Annotated in this window: 22 protein-coding genes; 10 read left to right on the top strand and 12 right to left on the bottom strand. The window is 61.3% G+C overall.

Annotated features, from left to right (window positions below; all coding sequences use genetic code 11):
• Positions 1 to 66 precede the first annotated feature (66 nt).
• The 3 genes from JQ558_RS08150 to JQ558_RS08140 all read left to right on the top strand — a co-directional run bounded on the left by JQ558_RS08150 (position 67) and on the right by JQ558_RS08140 (position 1,348).
• Positions 67 to 327: a bacterioferritin-associated ferredoxin gene (locus JQ558_RS08150; protein WP_212206892.1), complete on the top strand. Its 261-nt coding sequence runs from the start codon at positions 67 to 69 to the stop codon at positions 325 to 327.
• A gap of 137 nt (positions 328 to 464) precedes the next feature.
• Positions 465 to 950 (top strand): bacterioferritin, encoded by a 486-nt coding sequence (gene bfr / locus JQ558_RS08145; RefSeq protein WP_192740037.1) that lies wholly within the window; start codon positions 465 to 467, stop codon positions 948 to 950.
• 11 nt (positions 951 to 961) lie between these two features.
• Positions 962 to 1,348: a hypothetical protein gene (locus JQ558_RS08140; RefSeq protein ID WP_212206547.1), complete on the top strand. Its 387-nt coding sequence runs from the start codon at positions 962 to 964 to the stop codon at positions 1,346 to 1,348.
• A 31-nt stretch (positions 1,349 to 1,379) separates the two neighbouring features.
• On the opposite strand, the gene JQ558_RS08135 is transcribed toward JQ558_RS08140, so the two are convergent.
• Positions 1,380 to 1,985: a pyridoxamine 5'-phosphate oxidase family protein gene (locus JQ558_RS08135; protein ID WP_212206549.1), complete on the bottom strand. Its 606-nt coding sequence runs from the start codon at positions 1,983 to 1,985 to the stop codon at positions 1,380 to 1,382.
• Positions 1,986 to 2,464: 479 nt separating this feature from the next.
• Here JQ558_RS08135 and JQ558_RS08130 point away from each other — a divergent pair, with 479 nt between their 5' ends.
• The gene (locus tag JQ558_RS08130) at positions 2,465 to 3,136 is read left to right on the top strand and encodes a hypothetical protein (RefSeq protein WP_212206551.1); all 672 of its coding nucleotides are present in this window, start codon (positions 2,465 to 2,467) and stop codon (positions 3,134 to 3,136) included.
• Between the two features lie 33 nt (positions 3,137 to 3,169).
• On the opposite strand, the gene JQ558_RS08125 is transcribed toward JQ558_RS08130, so the two are convergent.
• Entirely contained in the window at positions 3,170 to 3,514 is a 345-nt protein-coding gene (locus JQ558_RS08125) for an MmcQ/YjbR family DNA-binding protein (RefSeq protein WP_212206553.1), read from the bottom strand.
• Between the two features lie 153 nt (positions 3,515 to 3,667).
• On the opposite strand from JQ558_RS08125, the gene JQ558_RS08120 reads away from it, so the two are divergent.
• Both JQ558_RS08120 and JQ558_RS08115 read left to right on the top strand, forming a co-directional pair.
• Positions 3,668 to 5,107 carry a S8 family serine peptidase gene (locus tag JQ558_RS08120; RefSeq protein ID WP_212293315.1) on the top strand — a complete coding sequence of 480 codons (1,440 nt, stop codon included), beginning with the start codon at positions 3,668 to 3,670 and terminating at the stop codon, positions 5,105 to 5,107.
• A 50-nt stretch (positions 5,108 to 5,157) separates the two neighbouring features.
• A complete protein-coding gene (locus JQ558_RS08115) occupies positions 5,158 to 5,409 on the top strand; it encodes a hypothetical protein (RefSeq protein ID WP_212293314.1) in 252 nt (83 codons plus the stop codon).
• Between the two features lie 56 nt (positions 5,410 to 5,465).
• Here JQ558_RS08115 and JQ558_RS08110 read toward each other — a convergent pair whose 3' ends face one another.
• From JQ558_RS08110 to JQ558_RS08100, 3 genes are all read right to left on the bottom strand, one after another.
• Positions 5,466 to 6,524: an alpha/beta fold hydrolase gene (locus JQ558_RS08110; RefSeq protein ID WP_212293313.1), complete on the bottom strand. Its 1,059-nt coding sequence runs from the start codon at positions 6,522 to 6,524 to the stop codon at positions 5,466 to 5,468.
• A gap of 64 nt (positions 6,525 to 6,588) precedes the next feature.
• Positions 6,589 to 7,203, bottom strand: coding sequence for a hypothetical protein (locus JQ558_RS08105; protein ID WP_212293312.1), 615 nt, complete (start codon positions 7,201 to 7,203; stop codon positions 6,589 to 6,591).
• 77 nt (positions 7,204 to 7,280) lie between these two features.
• The gene (locus JQ558_RS08100) at positions 7,281 to 7,526 is read right to left on the bottom strand and encodes a DUF2188 domain-containing protein (protein ID WP_192740030.1); all 246 of its coding nucleotides are present in this window, start codon (positions 7,524 to 7,526) and stop codon (positions 7,281 to 7,283) included.
• A 132-nt stretch (positions 7,527 to 7,658) separates the two neighbouring features.
• Between JQ558_RS08100 and JQ558_RS08095 the strand changes: the two genes are divergently transcribed.
• Positions 7,659 to 7,925 (top strand): DUF2277 domain-containing protein, encoded by a 267-nt coding sequence (locus tag JQ558_RS08095; RefSeq protein ID WP_211997302.1) that lies wholly within the window; start codon positions 7,659 to 7,661, stop codon positions 7,923 to 7,925.
• Between the two features lie 142 nt (positions 7,926 to 8,067).
• A complete protein-coding gene (locus tag JQ558_RS08090; protein WP_212277134.1) occupies positions 8,068 to 8,289 on the top strand; it encodes a hypothetical protein in 222 nt (73 codons plus the stop codon).
• Positions 8,290 to 8,438: 149 nt separating this feature from the next.
• Here JQ558_RS08090 and JQ558_RS08085 read toward each other — a convergent pair whose 3' ends face one another.
• The gene (locus JQ558_RS08085; RefSeq protein WP_212277133.1) at positions 8,439 to 8,945 is read right to left on the bottom strand and encodes a collagen-like protein; all 507 of its coding nucleotides are present in this window, start codon (positions 8,943 to 8,945) and stop codon (positions 8,439 to 8,441) included.
• A 546-nt stretch (positions 8,946 to 9,491) separates the two neighbouring features.
• Between JQ558_RS08085 and JQ558_RS08080 the strand changes: the two genes are divergently transcribed.
• Complete coding sequence (locus JQ558_RS08080) at positions 9,492 to 10,724, top strand: toll/interleukin-1 receptor domain-containing protein (RefSeq protein WP_212293311.1); 1,233 nt, start codon at positions 9,492 to 9,494, stop codon at positions 10,722 to 10,724.
• A gap of 237 nt (positions 10,725 to 10,961) precedes the next feature.
• On the opposite strand, the gene JQ558_RS08075 is transcribed toward JQ558_RS08080, so the two are convergent.
• The 4 genes from JQ558_RS08075 to JQ558_RS08060 form a co-directional block, all read right to left on the bottom strand.
• Entirely contained in the window at positions 10,962 to 12,134 is a 1,173-nt protein-coding gene (locus JQ558_RS08075) for a cytochrome P450 (protein WP_212293310.1), read from the bottom strand.
• A gap of 116 nt (positions 12,135 to 12,250) precedes the next feature.
• The gene (locus JQ558_RS08070; protein ID WP_212293309.1) at positions 12,251 to 13,018 is read right to left on the bottom strand and encodes an SDR family NAD(P)-dependent oxidoreductase; all 768 of its coding nucleotides are present in this window, start codon (positions 13,016 to 13,018) and stop codon (positions 12,251 to 12,253) included.
• Positions 13,019 to 13,231: 213 nt separating this feature from the next.
• Positions 13,232 to 13,483 (bottom strand): hypothetical protein, encoded by a 252-nt coding sequence (locus tag JQ558_RS08065; protein WP_212206579.1) that lies wholly within the window; start codon positions 13,481 to 13,483, stop codon positions 13,232 to 13,234.
• Positions 13,484 to 13,658: 175 nt separating this feature from the next.
• Positions 13,659 to 13,913, bottom strand: a complete 255-nt coding sequence (locus JQ558_RS08060; protein WP_212206583.1) for a hypothetical protein — start codon at positions 13,911 to 13,913, stop codon at positions 13,659 to 13,661.
• 282 nt (positions 13,914 to 14,195) lie between these two features.
• Between JQ558_RS08060 and JQ558_RS08055 the strand changes: the two genes are divergently transcribed.
• Positions 14,196 to 14,636 (top strand): hypothetical protein, encoded by a 441-nt coding sequence (locus JQ558_RS08055; protein WP_212293308.1) that lies wholly within the window; start codon positions 14,196 to 14,198, stop codon positions 14,634 to 14,636.
• Positions 14,637 to 14,724: 88 nt separating this feature from the next.
• On the opposite strand, the gene JQ558_RS08050 is transcribed toward JQ558_RS08055, so the two are convergent.
• Both JQ558_RS08050 and JQ558_RS08045 read right to left on the bottom strand, forming a co-directional pair.
• Positions 14,725 to 15,423 carry a glutathione S-transferase family protein gene (locus JQ558_RS08050; RefSeq protein WP_212293307.1) on the bottom strand — a complete coding sequence of 233 codons (699 nt, stop codon included), beginning with the start codon at positions 15,421 to 15,423 and terminating at the stop codon, positions 14,725 to 14,727.
• Between the two features lie 4 nt (positions 15,424 to 15,427).
• On the bottom strand, positions 15,428 to 15,814 hold the full coding sequence (locus tag JQ558_RS08045; RefSeq protein WP_212293306.1) for a RidA family protein: 387 nt from the start codon (positions 15,812 to 15,814) through the stop codon (positions 15,428 to 15,430).
• Positions 15,815 to 16,502 lie beyond the last annotated feature (688 nt).

Here is a 16,502-nt window from a genome sequence, read left to right as displayed (position 1 = left end):
TTTTGCATCGGGGCCGGCCCTTCAATATCGATGATCACGAGCATCACCGAAGGGCCTGCCGACTTCATGATTGTCTGTTCCTGCAACGTCCTCAGCGACCATGATGTCCGCAATGCCGTCAGTGCAGCTTCGGACCTGCCGCGCAATCCGAAGCAGATCTACGGATGCCTCGGCTGCAGCGCCGAGTGCGGTCGCTGCGCGCGTACCATCAAGGCCATCATCGACGAAGCGCTGGGTCCCTGCGCCAAGGCCTGCTGTTCGGGCTGCCCGCATAGTCACGCCGTGACCGAGGAGCAGGCCCACGAGTTCGCGCTCGCCGCCTCCTGATACCTTCCCAATCCGCTGGATAGATCGGTTCCCCACCGCTTTTTTGCGGGAACCATTGCTCTTGCCTCCAAACTGATTTAGAAGCGTTCTAAATACCGTTTCGGGCCGATTTGGCCTCAAAAACCCGGAGTGCACCAATGCAGGGCGACCCAAAAGTTATCGATTATCTCAACAAGGGCCTGCGCAGCGAGCTTACCGCGATCAGCCAGTACTGGCTGCATTACCGGCTCCTGAACAATTGGGGCCTGCTGAATATGGCCAAGGTCTGGCGCAAGGAATCCATCGAGGAGATGGAACACGCCGACAAGTTCACCGACCGGATCCTGTTCCTCGACGGCTTTCCCAACTTGCAGGTTCTCGATCCCTTGCGGATCGGCCAGAATGTCCTGGAAATCATCGAATGCGATCTGGCCTCCGAGATATCCGCGCGCGCGCTCTACCAGGAAGCCGCTACCCACTGCCACGGCGTCAAAGATTACGTCTCACGCGACCTGTTCGAGCAGCTGATGAAGGACGAGGAGCATCACATCGATTTCCTCGAGACCCAGCTCGACCTGATCAAGCGCATCGGGCTTGAGCTCTACACCCAGAAGCATGTCGGCGGGCTCGAGAGCGAGCACTGAGCGGAGGCGCGATGGCGCCCTCTGAGGAAATTGCCCGGCTCGAGCGAGAGCTGGCGGAGCTGAGATCGCATTATGCGCATCTCGAGCGTAATGGGCGGGTGATGAAGCGCGGCAGCATGTTCATGCTCGCCGCGCTTGCCGTTTTCCTTGGCTATCTCTTGTGGGCCGATTTCGTGATGGGCGCGCTCGCTGTGGCCGTGGCGGCGGCTATTGCCGTGCTTGTCTGCTTCTTGCCTGCCAGCAACCGGCGATGGATCGATGCGGGCACGCCGATGGGGGAATTCGAGTTCGGCTCAAGCCAGGCTCAAAAAGTAGAGCAATGGATTGCAGACAGGGAAGTGCGGCTGGCCCAACTTCGCCTGGCCGGTAGCGCAAGCAGCCCTGCGACCGATCGCTGATCCCGGCAACCGCACCAGGTTCGACCTTCCCTTACAGCTGCGTCTTGTAGCGCTCGTAAATCACTTCCTGGCTTTCCCGCTCGCCAAGGCCGGTCTGGTCGTGAATGACTTCGCCGATGCTGGGCATCACGGCGCGTTCCACCCGCGTATCGCCCGCCCACAGCTTTGAGCGCATCAGTGCTTTGCCGCAGTGGAAATAGGCCTCGTGCACGTCGATGTGCAGCACCGCGCGCGGTGGCTTGCCGAACTCCACCATCGACGCCATCAGTTCGGGATCCGCCGATACCTTGCCCTTGCCGCCGACGCGTAGCGTCTCGTCGATCCCGGGCACGAAGAAGATCAGCTGCACGAAGCCGCTTCCCTCGACAATGTTGCGAAAGCTGTCGATCCGGTTGTTGCCGGAGCGGTCCGGCATCAGCAGCGCGTTCGGTCCGGCGACATGGATGAAGCCGGGATTGCCGCCGCGCGGCGAGGCGTCGACGCTGCCGTCCGAGCCCGACGTGGCCAGCACGCAGAACGGCGACATGCCGATGAATTTCTTGGCATGGACGTCGATCTCGGGCCGCGCCTTCGCGATCACGCGCGGCGAGGGGGCAGGATAGATCGCGGCGAGGTCGCTGGCGGCAAAGTCGGTCAAGGCGTATCTCCTGAATGAATGCGGCGCGATAACGTGAAGGTACCATCGCGATATTCCGGCGACCACCCATTATCTTTTGGAATGGTCCTACGGTCCCGGAGACTGCCGATATCTTGCACCGCGTCCGCCGGCACAAAACAGCTGATGATGCTGCCACGATGAAGCACGTAAGCACCACGGCTTCGGCGATCGGATTGCCGCGATCGTGGCGCTGGCACGATAGTGAAGTGGAATTGATGCGGTGCGAAATCGGGACTGCTGGCTGATCGTCCTTACACAGTTTGATGCGAGGCAAGGCTAGCTCATTCGTCGTGCCGAGCTGATTGCTGGCTTGAAATAAGCGCAGCACGAACGTGCTATCGACCGTGCGTGCAGATTCGTGGTGAGCTGTGCGCAGCAAGTTGCCTAATATCCGGCCTGACCTCCCGTGATCGGGGGAAGGAACCGCTCTACGGTCAATCTTCACGATTGGAAACGCGTTGAGCACGAACCCGAAGATTGCGATAGGATTGCTTTCACCCGTGGGATTGCTGTTTGCGCTCCCCGTCTTGCTCTGGGCTTTCAGCTTTACCGAACTCGTCGGGCTGGAGAAATGCAGCGTCGGTTCGATTAGCGTTGCTGAATACGAGCGCATCCTGTCTCGGGCCGGCGCGCAACGCTGGACAGTATGGCCCGGTCTGTCGAATGGGGTGTTTTGGCCGTCGGACAATGGCTTTCGAGGCCCGACAGCAACCTTCAACAGCAATATCAATGATCAGCTTCTCTCACATGTCAGAGAACTTGCCGGGCCCGGCGCGTCCATGAATCGGCTGCTGGCTTCAGGCCATGCCGTCATGCGCAGCATGGGCGCAGAATACGTCCAGACTCAGGAAGTGCCGGATGCGCGAGGGGATCGCTCCGGTTCGCGCGTCCGTTTCACATACTACTTGGCGCAAGTGCGTTTCGCGCCTGTGTGTGTTCTTTGCCTGATATGGTCGCACACAACCATTGACGTGATCTTTTCTCATGACTTTGCCACCGGCCGATACGAGTTGCAGGAAGTGAACGTTCTGCATGCCGGGCTGAAAGGTACCCCCGACAAGAATCGCGCGCGCAACGTCCCATGGGGTAGTTGTCCCGAGTTTCGAATACCCCGGCAGGTCGACGGATGATGCAGCAATGGAAAGGAATGATTGCAGCAATCGCTATTGCGTCATCCCGCGTCGCTTGGCGGATGCCTTCGGCGCAACATTCTGCCAGGCCATTGTCAGCGCGCTTTTTAGCGTCGCCGCATTGGCCTTGGCCAGGCGAACATTGGTGTAGCCCTGTTTGCCCCATCCACCCGGCACCGGGCGGAAGATTTCGGGCTCCGCCTCTACCAGCATCGATTGCTGCTCGTACGTCAGCTTCACCGTGCCCCAGTTTTCGTCGGGATGGCCCAGCGTAGCGAAGATGCGTTTGCCGACGCGGAAGTCGGCGTGGCCCTGGTGCGAGCCTTCGATCACTCCGGACAGACCAAGTGCAATCAAGCGAAAGCGGTGCGACGACATCGAGCGCTCACATCCAGCACAACGTTGCCTTAGCATCACTTGCGCGGTGCCGTCGACATTGCCGGTCCCGGGCTCTTGTTCGGAGTAGCGCGGGAGGATATTTTCGCTTATAACGGGTATTATTTTATTCCTACTATTTGAAGGAATTGGCCCATGGCAACACAACGTACAAGGCAAGTCGAAACCGCTGGCAGATCACGACGACATGCGGAACTGCGCACTTCCTCGCAGAGCAACCACGTCGCGGGCCAGTTCATTATCCGCTTCAAGACATCTGCCGTCAGACACGTCGCGGCAAGCCCATTGGCCTCGACGGCGACCGCCCGCATGGCGGCGCGTGCCATGCCGGACGAAGTTGCCGGCCCGCTCGAAATGCTCAGGAACGAAGCCGGTCTTCAGTCGATGAAGCCGCTTTTTGTTACCGGCGGGGGGACGGAGGTTTCGCGGCCTGGAGTCATGGCGCTCGCATCCGTTCATGGTGCTCTCGCCAGGTCGTCGACCAATTCGAGAAAATCCCTGACCGGATTTCAACTCGTGGAGGTCAAGGAAAAGAAAGCCACCACCGCGCTGCTGAAGCGGCTGCGGGCCTCGAAAGCAATCGATCTGGTCGAGCCCGTTCCAAACCGCTGGCTGAGCAAGGCGGATCCCATGGTCAATCGCCAGTGGGGACTGCGTGCGATCCGGTGGTTCGACGGATCGCATCCCGACGCCAGCAAGATCCATGTCGCGGTGTTGGACAGCGGCATCGACGAGGGGCATCCCGACCTCAAGAAAGCGATCGACGCCTATCACCATGACGGCAACGTCTCCCGGGACTTTCTCGGTCACGGGACGCATGTCAGCGGCACGATCGCCGCCATCGTCAATAATTCGATCGGGGTCGCCGGCGTCGCCAATTGCCGGTTGCATTGCTGGAAGATATTCGACGATCCGAAGCCCGGAAGCGCCGAGCAGAACTTCAACTTCGAATATTACAGCCAGGCATTGGCGGCCGCGCTCGATTCGGACATCAAGGTCGTCAACCTCAGCATCGGTGGCACCGAAAATTCCAGGGCGGAGGCCGCCATTTTCCAGGAGTTGGCGGATGCCGGCGTGGTCGTCGTGGCTGCCATGGGCAACGAGTTCGAGAAGGGTAATCCGAAGGAGTTCCCGGCCGGTTACCCTGGCGCGCTTGCCGTCGGCGCCGTCGACGAAACCGACAGGCGGGCGTCGTTCTCCTGCACCGGCGCGCATATCGGGCTGGTGGCGCCCGGCGTCAACATCCTGTCCACCGTGCCGCGCGTCAAGGCGAGCTTTGCGGACACCACGGACTACGACTCCTGGCCGGGCACATCGATGGCGACGCCGCATGTGGCCGGCGCGGCCGCACTGGTTTATGGCCGTACCGCAAAGTCGAAAGCCGCGGCCGACGCCGTGGTGGAGCGGCTGACCTCGACGGCCAAGAAGGTGGCCGGGATGAAGAAAAAGAAGTTCACGCAGGAATACGGTTCAGGCCTGCTTGATCTCGCGGCTGCGCTGGCGAAGCGTGCGAAGAAGAAAGCAAAAAAGAAGGCTAAGAAGAAAGCAAAAAAGAAGGCGAAAAAGCAGGCATAGCAGATGGAAGTCGGCTTGATTAGGCAACGAGGGTGGCCCAACTAAGGAGGATGTCGGTCCAGTTCAAGTTCAGCGACTCCGTCGACCACGACAGGCGTCAGGAGATTATCGAAGCGCTGCAGCGTGCGGGTTTCGTTGCGCAAAGTTTGTACCCCGGCCAGAAGCGTCCGAAGCTCGCGTCGATTTTCACCGTCGCGAAGGCCGACGCCAAGGATGTCAAAGCTCTGAAGGCGGCTTTGACCGGTTTCGGCCGCGATATCGAATATGTCGAGGCTTCGCCCGGTCGCAGTCCCAAGGCGTAAGCGGCTGTTACCGGATAGGCTCCGCCACTATCGGGTGATCCGGTTTGTGCGCCGGCTCACATGTTCCGCTGCGGCGCGGCCTGCAGCAACTCCTGCAACTGCTTCTTGTAGAATGCGGCGTTGCCGGTGGTGAGGTGTCCGCGCGTTTCGGTCGAAGCCGGGATAAGGAACAGGCGGCCGTTCTTGACGCGCTTCATCGCGGCATCGGTGACGCCGGTTTCCGGCGGATTGCGCTCATCGTCGGCGGCGTTGATCGCCAGCAGCGTCGCTTCGATCTTGTCGAGGCCCGCGGACGGATTGTAGTCGCGCGAGGCTTCCCACTGATAGATGAAATCGTTGGCATCGGCCGTAATCGGCAGCGCCAGCCGGTCGTCCACCATCTTGTCCGCCTTCGCGCCCGTCGGCGCCAGCATCTGATAGGCCAGCGTGCCGCCGCCGGTGGCGATGCCATAGGCGGCGATGGCGTATTTCATCATGCGCGGCTGGGTGACGTAGTTGCCGCGGTTGTAGTCGGGATCGTTGCGGATGGTTTCCAGCATCATCCGCCGCAGCATCCAGTTGCGCGCCGCCATCTCGGTCGGCTGCGCGGCCATCGGCACCAGCGCGTCCATGTACTGCGGATATTTGCCGCCCCAGATCCAGGTGTGCATGCCGCCCATCGAGTTGCCGATCACCAGCCGCAGGTGCTTCACGCCGAGGCCTTCCTTGAGCAGGCGGTAATGCGCGTCGACCATGTCCTCATAATTGTATTTCGGGAATGCCGTCTTCATGCCGTCGGAGGGCTTTGACGATTTGCCGTGGCCGAGCCCGTCCGGGATGATGATGTAGTATTTCGCCGCGTCGAGCGGCTGGCCGGGGCCGAACAATTCGCCGGCAAAGGTCGGCGTCAACATGTTGGTGGCGGAGCCGCCCGATCCATGCAGCACCAGCACCGGCTGGCCGGTCGGCTCGCCGATCGTGGTGTAGTGCAGCCGCAGCTCCATGGTTTCGCCGGAGTGGAATTTGAAATCCCTGGCGATCCAGTCGCCCTGTTTGGGCGCCGGATAATCTGCGGCAGATGCGGCGAAGGAGGTCAAGGCGAGTGCGGCCGTCAACGTGATTTGCGAAAAATTCATGCTGATCTCCCCTGATGCGGCGCTCTCTTGGGCCACTTGTTGGGGAGCATATCACAAGGGCGTTTTACCGCACCAGATTGCCGTACAGCGTGTAATTGGCTTTCGGACCCTGCATCACCAGCGTCCAGTGCGTAAAGTCGACCCCGGAGGTGCAGGAATTGCCGCCGCCCTGCAGGATCAGCGTCAGGATCTGCTGCCTTGCGATACCGGGCTGAAAGACGCCGCTGCCTGAGGCGGGCGCTGACAGTTTCCATTCCTTGTAGAGCGTCGGTCCCTGGCCCCTGTCGGGCCGGTCGCGCGGGTCGACCTCGAACACCGAGATCGTTGGGGAACGCGTCAACGCTAATGTGCCGGTGTGGCCGGCGGCGTCGCGGAATGAAAGCACGAGCCTGTCCTCGCGCCATTGCGCCGAAAGCTTGTAGGTGCCGGCGGGCGTGGCGATGCCCGGGATGCCCTCGACGTCGCCTTCGCCCGTGAACAAGGTCGCCTTGCTGCCGAAACGCAGGCTTTCAATCTCCTGCTGCTTGCCGGAATCCAGCGCCACGGTGGCGACGTTGCGCTGACCTTCATTGGTGCAGCAAGCGCAGGCGAGGGCGGAGGAGACAAGGGCCGGGCTGGTTTGGCTCAGGATGAACCATGCGAGCAGGATGCTTAGGCCGCGGCCGAACCGTACGATCATCGGATGCCTTTCACTGGCGCGTGACCGTTGGTCGCCGTTTCTGTCTTGCGCGTTCACCGGATTGTGTGCGTTCGCGGCTAGGCGGTGTCCTCGACATCGGTCTCAGGCCGGTCATTGCCGGCCGCGGTCTCGGTCTGCCACTTGCCGTCTGCGGTTTCGTATTCGATCACCTCGGTGCGCCCCGGCACCCGCTGCTCGGCCGCCGCACGCCGCGCGGCCGCGAGCGCCGCGGCGTGGGTCGGATACGGTTCGGAAAAAACGCCATTGGCGGTATAGGCCCAGCCGCCGTCATGCTCGACGATCTTGTAGGTCACGTGGCTCATCGGGAACTCGCTGTTGCCATTGCCGAGAGGGTGAACGCGCCGGTCAATCTATGACAGAATAGTCGAAACTGTCGGATTTTGCATCGGCCGTTCGTCCTTGGAATGGCCAGCCTGCATCCCGAGGAGAGAACCATGTGCCGCAACATCAAGACCCTGTTCAATTTCGAGCCGCCGGCGACGCACGCGGAAATCCATGCTTCGGCGCTGCAATTCGTGCGCAAGCTTTCCGGGTTCAACTCGCCGTCGCAGGCCAATGCGGAGGCCTTCAACCGCGCGGTCTCCGAGGTTTCCGACAGCGCCCGCCGCCTGCTGGCGTCGCTGCAGACCAACGCGCCGGCCCGCGACCGCGAGGTCGAGGCCGAGAAGGCACGGGAGCGTTCGCGGGCGAGATTCGGATAAGACAGGCTGCGTTCGCCGCCCGGCAATTGAATTGGAGGCCGTTCCTGATCGCGTTTTCCCGGGTAGCCCACGTGACGTAGCTCACAGTGCGGCCGGTCGCCCGGGCATAGGTTGGCACCATCCGATTGCCGTGGAGGGTGTCATGAAGCCGACGATTCCCCTGAAACTGAGCGCCATCGCTTTCACCGTGCTGTGGTCCGGCTGGATGCTGTGGGTGGGCGGAAGCTACGAGCCCGCCATCATCACCATTCTCGCGATCTCGGGCTCCATTGCGGGTTTTCTCTGGTATCGCGTCATGCGCTGGTGCTTCCGGCTGATGCGCCTGCTGCCGGATATTGGCGCCGGGCCCAGCGCCGCACATTGAATCGCGTGTTTGTTGGGCCGGGCGTTGCTGACGTTTTTCACCGGATTGGCGACGGCCTGGCTGTGTGGCCAGGTCGATCCCATGATCCCTTTGGGCGAATGGTAGGCGACGCTCGCGGGCCTGTTTGTCAGCGGCGCTGAGCGGCGCGCTTACTTCCTGTCCTTGTGTTTGCGCTTGTGCTTCTTCTTGTCCTTGTGGCGATCGTCGTCATCATCAGCGTCGCCATCATCACCGTGCAGGGCCGTCTCGAGCGCCACTCGCTCGGCGGCCTCACGTTCGGTGTCCGCGAGTGCTGCGGCTTCGCGTTCCGCGGCCTCGCGCTCGCGCATTTTCCGGTGATCTTCCCAGGCATCGAAAATCAGATGCAGCCACGGCATCACCTGCTCGATCGAGGGCAGCTGGCCGGGCGGTCCGGGTTCGCCGCGGGGGCCTGCCGGACCCTGCGCGCCGGCTTTACCCTGCGGGCCAGTCTCGCCGCGCTTGCCTTGCGGTCCGGCTTTACCCTGCGCGCCGGCCTTGCCGTCCGCGCCAGGCTTGCCGCGCGGGCCTTCCAGGCCGGGCGGTCCGGGATGCCCCTGCGGCCCGGGACGTCCGGGTTCGCCGCGCGGACCCTGTGGTCCCTGTCGTCCCTGCCGGGGACCTGCTTCGTCCGCCACGTGCACGCTCCGAATATGATTCCGAAGGGCTTCTTATCAGACGTTTGATGACGGCTTCAATTGAGTTGTCGATCTCAACGAAATTGTCATGGAGGCGTCACCGTTGGCGAGCCCCCGATGACGGTTCGGTTACGAACGCAGCACGATCGGTACGAAGCGAGGATTCCTCACTGGCGTGGTTTGTTGGTTCGAGCGCAACTTGGCTTCCAGGCGCAGCAAAAAGATTTCAGCAAGCATTGTCGTTCTCCATTGTTGGCGTGTGTGGAGATTGGTCGTCAGCTTGTCGATATCAGTTCGATTTTTCGGCCCGAACAGGGAGGTCTCTCGTTGTCTACGTGACCCAGATCACAGGCAGATACGCAACCGCGCTTATGCGCAGAATCATCAGCATGCGGTTCGAGCGCTGGAGCATCGTGGTTTGCGGCCAGACGACCAGCGTCGCGATATCGAGTTGTCTCACGCTATGCCTGAAGGTAGTATCACTTGGATAGTTCTACCAAAAGAGATTTTAGCACAGGAATTTTGCTCTCGGATTAGGAGGTCAATTTGCGTTTCTTAGGCAGCGCCCAGCGATACATCTCATCGTTCATCTCGCATAGCTCCAAGGACTACAACGAGGCCGAAGGTTACGAGCGCGTCCTTGAGGAGGCCGGATTTTCCGTATTCCAGTATGGCGAAGATCTTCAATTGGGTAGCCAGGTTCAAGATGTGGTCCGGGACAGGATTTCAAAGTGTCACTTCTTTTTTCTGGTGGTCAGTGAGCATTCGCTGAACTCGCCTTGGGTTCAGAGAGAGCTTGGCCTGGCGGTCGCTCTGCAAAAACAACGCAAGAACTACCGGCCCATCATTATTCCGATTTATGCCAAGGATGCGGAATGGAGAAAAGCCAGCGTCCGACCGCGGCAGTTTCCCGTGCGTGATTTCGAAACGGGTGAACCCGGCGAGACGGCTTTCAATCTCGGCGACGTGCGGGGCGTCGACAAATATGCAAATCCGCAGGTCGACAGTGACGAGAGGCTGATTGCATTTCTGAGGCCGTCGATTTGGGTCACCCGACTGGATTTTTGGGACCATCAGACATTTTATGATTCCGGAGTCTTCGATCTCTATGAAGATCTGTTTCCGGCAATCGAAAGGGATGATCCCCAGGACATTATCCGATGGACGCTGCACGGCGATATCGGAGTGCGGCGGAGTTTTGTCATATCGAATGGCAAGGAAATCTCTTACACGCTCGACTCCCGCTACTTCATATTGAAGCTCGCCGATCGGGCCGTCGGTTTGGGGTTTTTCACCTATGACTTTTCCAGCGAATTGATCTACGGAAATTATATTGGCGTGCAGGAGTGCTGGCGCGGCGGCAATATTGCCGGCAATTTTTTTTCCGAGATCATGGTAATTCTCCAGGAGTTGTTTCCGACGTACAAAGGGATGGTTTTCGAGGTCGAGAAGTTCAGCAGAGAGCGAGTTGAAGGAATCGTCTCCGATCTCAAGCGCACAGGAGCGCGGCAGGTCGCGCTGCAGCAAGATCGGGATGAGGTGCGAAAATTCCTGCGGGTCTCCTGGTATCACAAGCTGGGCTGCTACTTCTTCTTCGATAAGGAGATGAAGGAGCCGTTGGTGTGCAGGTCGCCCTGCCTTGATCTGACGCTGTCACCTGAAGGCTGGGCTGCCGCAGAAGAGGACTACTGGATCATGTGGTATGGCCGGCCGGGCGCGCTGACGGACTATTCAAAGCGTCAGAGTTTTGGAGGAGGGCGATCGGTGCGATTTACGTAGAAATTCTCGCGAAATCCCTCGTTGAATCCAATCCAGGGTATGGTGAGGAGTACTGGCAATACGCGACCGGTATCATCGAGAGGAAGTTGGAAGAGAGCAAGCCGAAGCGGATTGACTTCGGAAAGTTCCTTGACCGTCGCGACAGTCCGCTTCTAAAGGATTGGATCAGTACGGGCATTGACTTGCCGATTTGACTGGCGCCGCCCGGATTCAAATGGCGAAAGTTAACGCTGCGCTCTAGCTCGCGTCCCACTTGACGGGCAGATTGAGCAGGCCGCGGAACGCCCAGCCGCCGATCCGTACCGGCTCGCTGTCGTCGAGTTGCAGATCCGTCAGCCGTGCAAAAATGCCGGGCAGCGCGACATCCGCGACCATCGCGCGCGAGGCAAAGGCGCCGGCGCAATAATGCGGGCCGGCGCCGAAGGCGATGCTCTTCGACGTGTTGCGGGTGATGTCGAATCGATCAGGGTCGCCGAAACAGGATTCGTCACGGTTGGCGGAGCCGAACATGAAGAACACGCGATCCTCCGGCTCGAAATCGACGCCGCCAAACGACCACGGTTTCGCAACGCGGCGCGGCGACATGCCGATCGGCGCGATCCAGCGCGCATATTCCTCGAACACGTCCAGCCATTTTGCCTTGCCGCCCTGGACCAGCGCCAGCTGTTCGGGATGCGTCAGCAGCGCCCAGACAGAGCCGGCGATGGCGTCGCGCGGCTCGTTCTGGCCGCCCGAGATCGCCAGCTTGATGTTGGCGCGGATGCTTTCCATGTTCTGGCCCGAGGCCAGCAGCACGCTGAGGATCGAGGTGTTGGGATGTTTCTCCACCACCGGGATCATGTCGTCGATCGCGGCATCGATGCCAGCGGTGGCGGCATGGCAGCGCGCCTCGACTTCCTTGTTGCCGGTGTAATTGGCGATGCCGTCGATCATCGCCTGCGACCAGGCGTCCATGTCCTGGTAGCGCATGTTTGTCAGCCCGGTGATGTCCTTCAGGCATTCGGCCGACAGCGGCAGCGCCAGCGCCTTGCACAGGTCGGCTTTGCCCTGCGGCACGAGTTCGTCGAGGATGCGGTCGGCATGGGCCTGGAACTGGCGCACCCAGGTGTCGCGCACGGTGCGCGGCGACACCGCCGGAAACATCGCCGCGCGCTCCGACATATGCGCATCGCCATCCTTGCGCATCATGTTGTGGCCCATCAGCACGTTCATCAGCCCCGCCGGCTGGTGCGAGGAGAACACGTCGATGCGTTTTTCCTGGGTGAAGATGTCGTCGCGCCGGGTGAAGACGGTCGAGCCCAGCTGCGGCACGAAAGCGATCGGCGCCTCCTTCCGCATCCGAGCCAGGGCCGGATAGGGATCGGCCCAGAACGTGGATACGTCGATCTCGAAATGCGGGGCGTTGGACATGATCGGTTGCCGTGGGTGGGAGAGCGAACTAGTTGCCTAGGCAAATATGTCATTGCCGGGCCCGACCCGGCAATCCGTTTTCTGGGTTCCCGCACCAAATATCGGGTCCCGTCGGTTCAGACCGTCCGGTAGCCGCCATCCACCATCACGATCGACCCCGAGACATAGGCAGACAGATCGGACGCCAGGAAGACCGCGGGCCCGACAATGTCTTCGGCGGTGCCGGCGCGGCCGAGCGGGGTGTGGTCGACGAACACTTTCACCAGCGCCGGATTGCTGGCGCGCACCTTTTCGTTCAGCGGCGTCTCGATGAAGCCCGGGCCGATCGCGTTGACGCGGACGCCGTCCTTGCCGAGTTCGGCGGCGAGCGCCTTGGTGAAGCCGAGCACGCCGTGCTTGGAGGCGGTGTAGGCCGGCGAACTCGGCGTCTTCAGATGCACGAACGACTGGATCGAGCCGATATTGACGATGCGTCCCTTGGCTGATCGCAGCGGTTCGAGGAAGGCATGCGTCACGTTGAAGACGCCGGTGAGGTTGATCGCGATGATGTCTTCCCAATCATTGATCACGGCTTCGGCTGCGCCCAGCATGCCGTTGCGGCGGGCAATGCCGGCATTGTTGACCAAAATCGAGACCTGGCCAACTTTATCGGCGACGCGCCTGGCGATCGCGACGCAGTCCTCGCGCCTGGTGACGTCGAGCAGGAAGCTCTCCGCCTTGCCGCCGGCGTCGCGGATTTCACTGGCGACGCTGGCCGCGGCCTGCTCGTTCATGTCGAGCAGCACCACGCGCGCGCCCTCGCTGGCGTAGCCTTTCGCGATCGCGCGCCCGATGCCGGAGCCTGCGCCGGTGATGACAGCGATGTGATTTTGGAGCAGGGGCATGGGTGTTTCCTCAACGGTTCTGTTTTTGTGTGAGGCCATATTAGGATGCGGATTGCGGGCCGTCAGCCCCTAGCGGCCGCCGTCATGCGCGGGGCAGGTGTGTGCGAAGCGTGCGGCGAAACGGCAAGGCCGGCGGATATCACCCACCGGCCTTTTTCGATTTGATCGTAGGGTGGGTTAGGCGAAGCCGTAACCCACCGCCGATGCAAGGTCTTAGATATTGCAGGCGCCCTTCTTGAGCATGCCGTCCTTCATTGCGAGCGCGGCGGCGAAGGTCGGGACCGGCTTGCTGACGGTCTTGTAGTTCGAGGGGATCGGCTTGCCCGGAATGCTTTCGTCCCAGATCTGGCAGGCGCCGGTGCCTTCCCAGCGGATCAAATGAAACGCGGCTTCGGCAGGAGCGGTCGCGGCAAAAGCGGACAGTGCAATAGCGGCAGCGGCACTGAGAGCGGTAACTCGAAGCATGGGCAAAGGTCTCCTGTTGGGAAATGTCGGCCGGCCCCCGCAATGCGTGCTGGCAGGGACGGCGCCCGATGGGGATCCGGGCATTCATTGAGTGTGGCGAAAGCGTGATTGGTTCAATTTTCTAGCCGCGAAAAAGGCCGGTGGGGCCGGCCTTGATCGAAGCGTTAACGTGCGCTCAGAACGAGCAGGTGCCGTTGTGCAGCAGGCCGTCCTTCAGCACCAGCGCATCGCCGAAGGTCGGCACTTCGCTGCCGACGACGACGGTGTAGTTGCCCGGATACGGCGCGGTCGGGATGTTCTGGTCCCAGATCTGGCAGAAGCCCGAATCCTGCCAGCGGATCAGGTGGAAGGAGGCCTCGGCGGGGCTCATGGCGGCAAGCGCGGTGACGGCAACAGCGGCGGTGGCGGCGAAGAGGCAAAGGCGGCGCATCGAGGGTCTCCTGGATATCAGGGGGTTTGCTGCTCTCCCAGGCAATGAAATCCGATCGGGGAGGCGCCCGAGACGTCATGTCCCGGTCATGAATTATGTCCCGCGAGTGCCCGATTGGTTCAAAGCCGCGGTGCGGAAATGGCCGAGCCTGAAGCGCGGTGGAACCCTGCAAATCGCGCGGCGCGAATAGGCTTTGTCGATCCCGTCAATCGGTTACAATCGGCGAACCGCGATCTGATTCACCGTCGCGGCGCTCGCTCTCCACGCTCAAGGAAACACTGCATGAAGAAGTCATCCGCCATTCGTGTCGCGCTCGTCGCGCTGATCGCTTTCGCCGGCGCCGCGCTGTCCTCCGTCGCCCGTGCCGATGAGGGCACCATCGCGATGACGATCTACAAGGCCGGATGGGTCATCGGCGGCTCCGGCGGCAGCGGCACATTGACTTTTCGCGGCCGGCGCTACGCGCTCTCCACCGGCGGGCTGGATTACGGCCTGGTGTTCGGCGGCTCGAAGACGGTGCTGCGCGGCCGCGTCAGCAACATCTATCGCCCGTCCGACGTCGCCGGCGTCTATGGCGCGGCGGGCGCGGGCCTTGCCATCGGCCGCGGCGCGCGCGCGATCGTGCTGACCAACCAGAAGGGCGCGGTGCTGGAGCTCGCCGGCCAGCAGACCGGGTTGATGGCGAATGCGGATTTGAGCGGTCTCGCGATCACGTTGAGGTAGAAGGTGCGTAGGGTGGGTTAGGCGTAGCCGTAACCCACCATCTTCACGCGCGGTGAGACTTTGGTGGGTTACGCTTCGCTAACCCACCCTACGATTTCTTGCTCACCATCGCGTGGATCGCCTCGCAATGGCGCACGAGATTGGGATGATCCGACACGAACGCCTTCAGCGGCGTCGGGATCGGGAAGAAGTGGATATTGGCGATGAAGCCGTAGATGCCGGCATCGACGCTGGTCGGCGTCACCCCATGCACATATCCATCCGCCGGAATCAGATCGGCAAGCACCTGTAAGTCAGCCAGCCCGCGTGCGTAGGCCTGGTCGGGCGTGTAGCGGCCAATGCCCTGGAAATAATAGCGCTGCGCGTTGTAGTCCCGCGCCTTGTTCAGCCCGGCCGCGTCGATCTGCGCATGCTGCGCCATGAAGCCGTCGCGGAACGCGGGGAAATACCGATCGTCCTTCCAGCGCGAATACGACATCACCCAATAGAGATCGTCGAGCATGCGCGTGACCAGATGATCGGTCATGCGCTGCGCCGGCGTCAGTGCAGCATCGATGATGAGATGATATTTTCGCACCAGATGCGCGATGACGGTCTCGCTGTCGCCGATCGTCTCGCCGTCATCGACGATGTAAGGCAGCTGCGCGCGGGGCGCCGCCGAGGCATCGAACAGATGCTCATGGACGAACGGCACGCCCGCGAGCTTGAGGAAGGCGAACACTTTCAGCCCATAGCCATTATTGTCGGCGACGCCGAACAGCGTTGGATAGGAATAAAGCGTCAGCATCGCGTCACCGCGCCTTCAGCGACGCCACGCCCTCGATCTCGATCAGCATCTGCGGGTTCGGCAACGCCACCACCACGCAGGTGGTGCGCGCCGGATAGGGCGCCGGCCCGAACGCTTCCGCATAGAGCTTGTTCATGGTGGCGACGTCGGACGCGCGCGTCAGCAGCACGTTGACCTTGACCAGATCGCGAAACGTCGCGTTGGCCTCAACGAGGATACGCTTGATGTTGATCACGACGTTGCCGAATTGCGCCTCGAAGCCGTCGGGCAGCGCGCCTTTGTCGTCGAAGCCGGGAATCCCCGAGATGAACAGTAGATCGCCGACGCGGGTGGCAAACGACAGCGGCGGCGACTTGATGCCGGCGGGAGGAAGAAAGTGCTGGATGGGCATGGGGCGCCTCGATTGATGTGAATTGCAGCCCGCATGAGCATAGCGACATGCGGGATTTCTGCCAGCCCCGGATGTCGCTCGGTGGATCCGGGTTACGCTACGTCGTCCCGGCCTTGAGCCGGGACGACGTCCGTAGTGTTGTTGCACAGTGCACTGAACACACCCTCGCGATCTCGCGACGCATCGCGCCCGAGGTTTGCTCTTGAACTTCCACCCTCTCAAAACAGAGGGCGCAGGGAATGCCGGATGCGCGCTGCACCCGCGGTCTCATGTGCGGTTAGCACAAAACAAAGTGCACATGAGCATACAGGGCAGCGGAGAACATCCGACATTCCCTGCGCAATGGCTTTACGGCTTATGCCGTGCTCTCCCCGGAGACGAGTTCTTGGTTGACTCCGTCGCTGCCGTTCGGCTCTCGCCTACCCGACAGCTTGACACCTGCAACGGGTGCCAGGACCACACGGTTTTGCCGTACGCTTGGTCCGCGCCATCGTCTCAGCGCAAACCAGCGTCCACCGCAACCCGCCCAACGTCCGTGACGACGGCCGACGCCCTTCTGACCAGGACGGGATGGCGATAGATGCGCACTGATTTGGGTCGGCCGACAACAGAAATATTTTTGATTTACGGAAATTTTCTACTTGACACGATTTCTGAAAACCGGAACTGATTTGCCCGTCGGGCAACA

The sequence above is a fragment of the Bradyrhizobium sp. AUGA SZCCT0160 genome, assembly GCF_018130105.1.
GTDB lineage: Bacteria > Pseudomonadota > Alphaproteobacteria > Rhizobiales > Xanthobacteraceae > Bradyrhizobium.
Note: the sequence above shows the minus strand (reverse complement) of the source record. Positions and strands in the feature narration are given on the sequence as shown.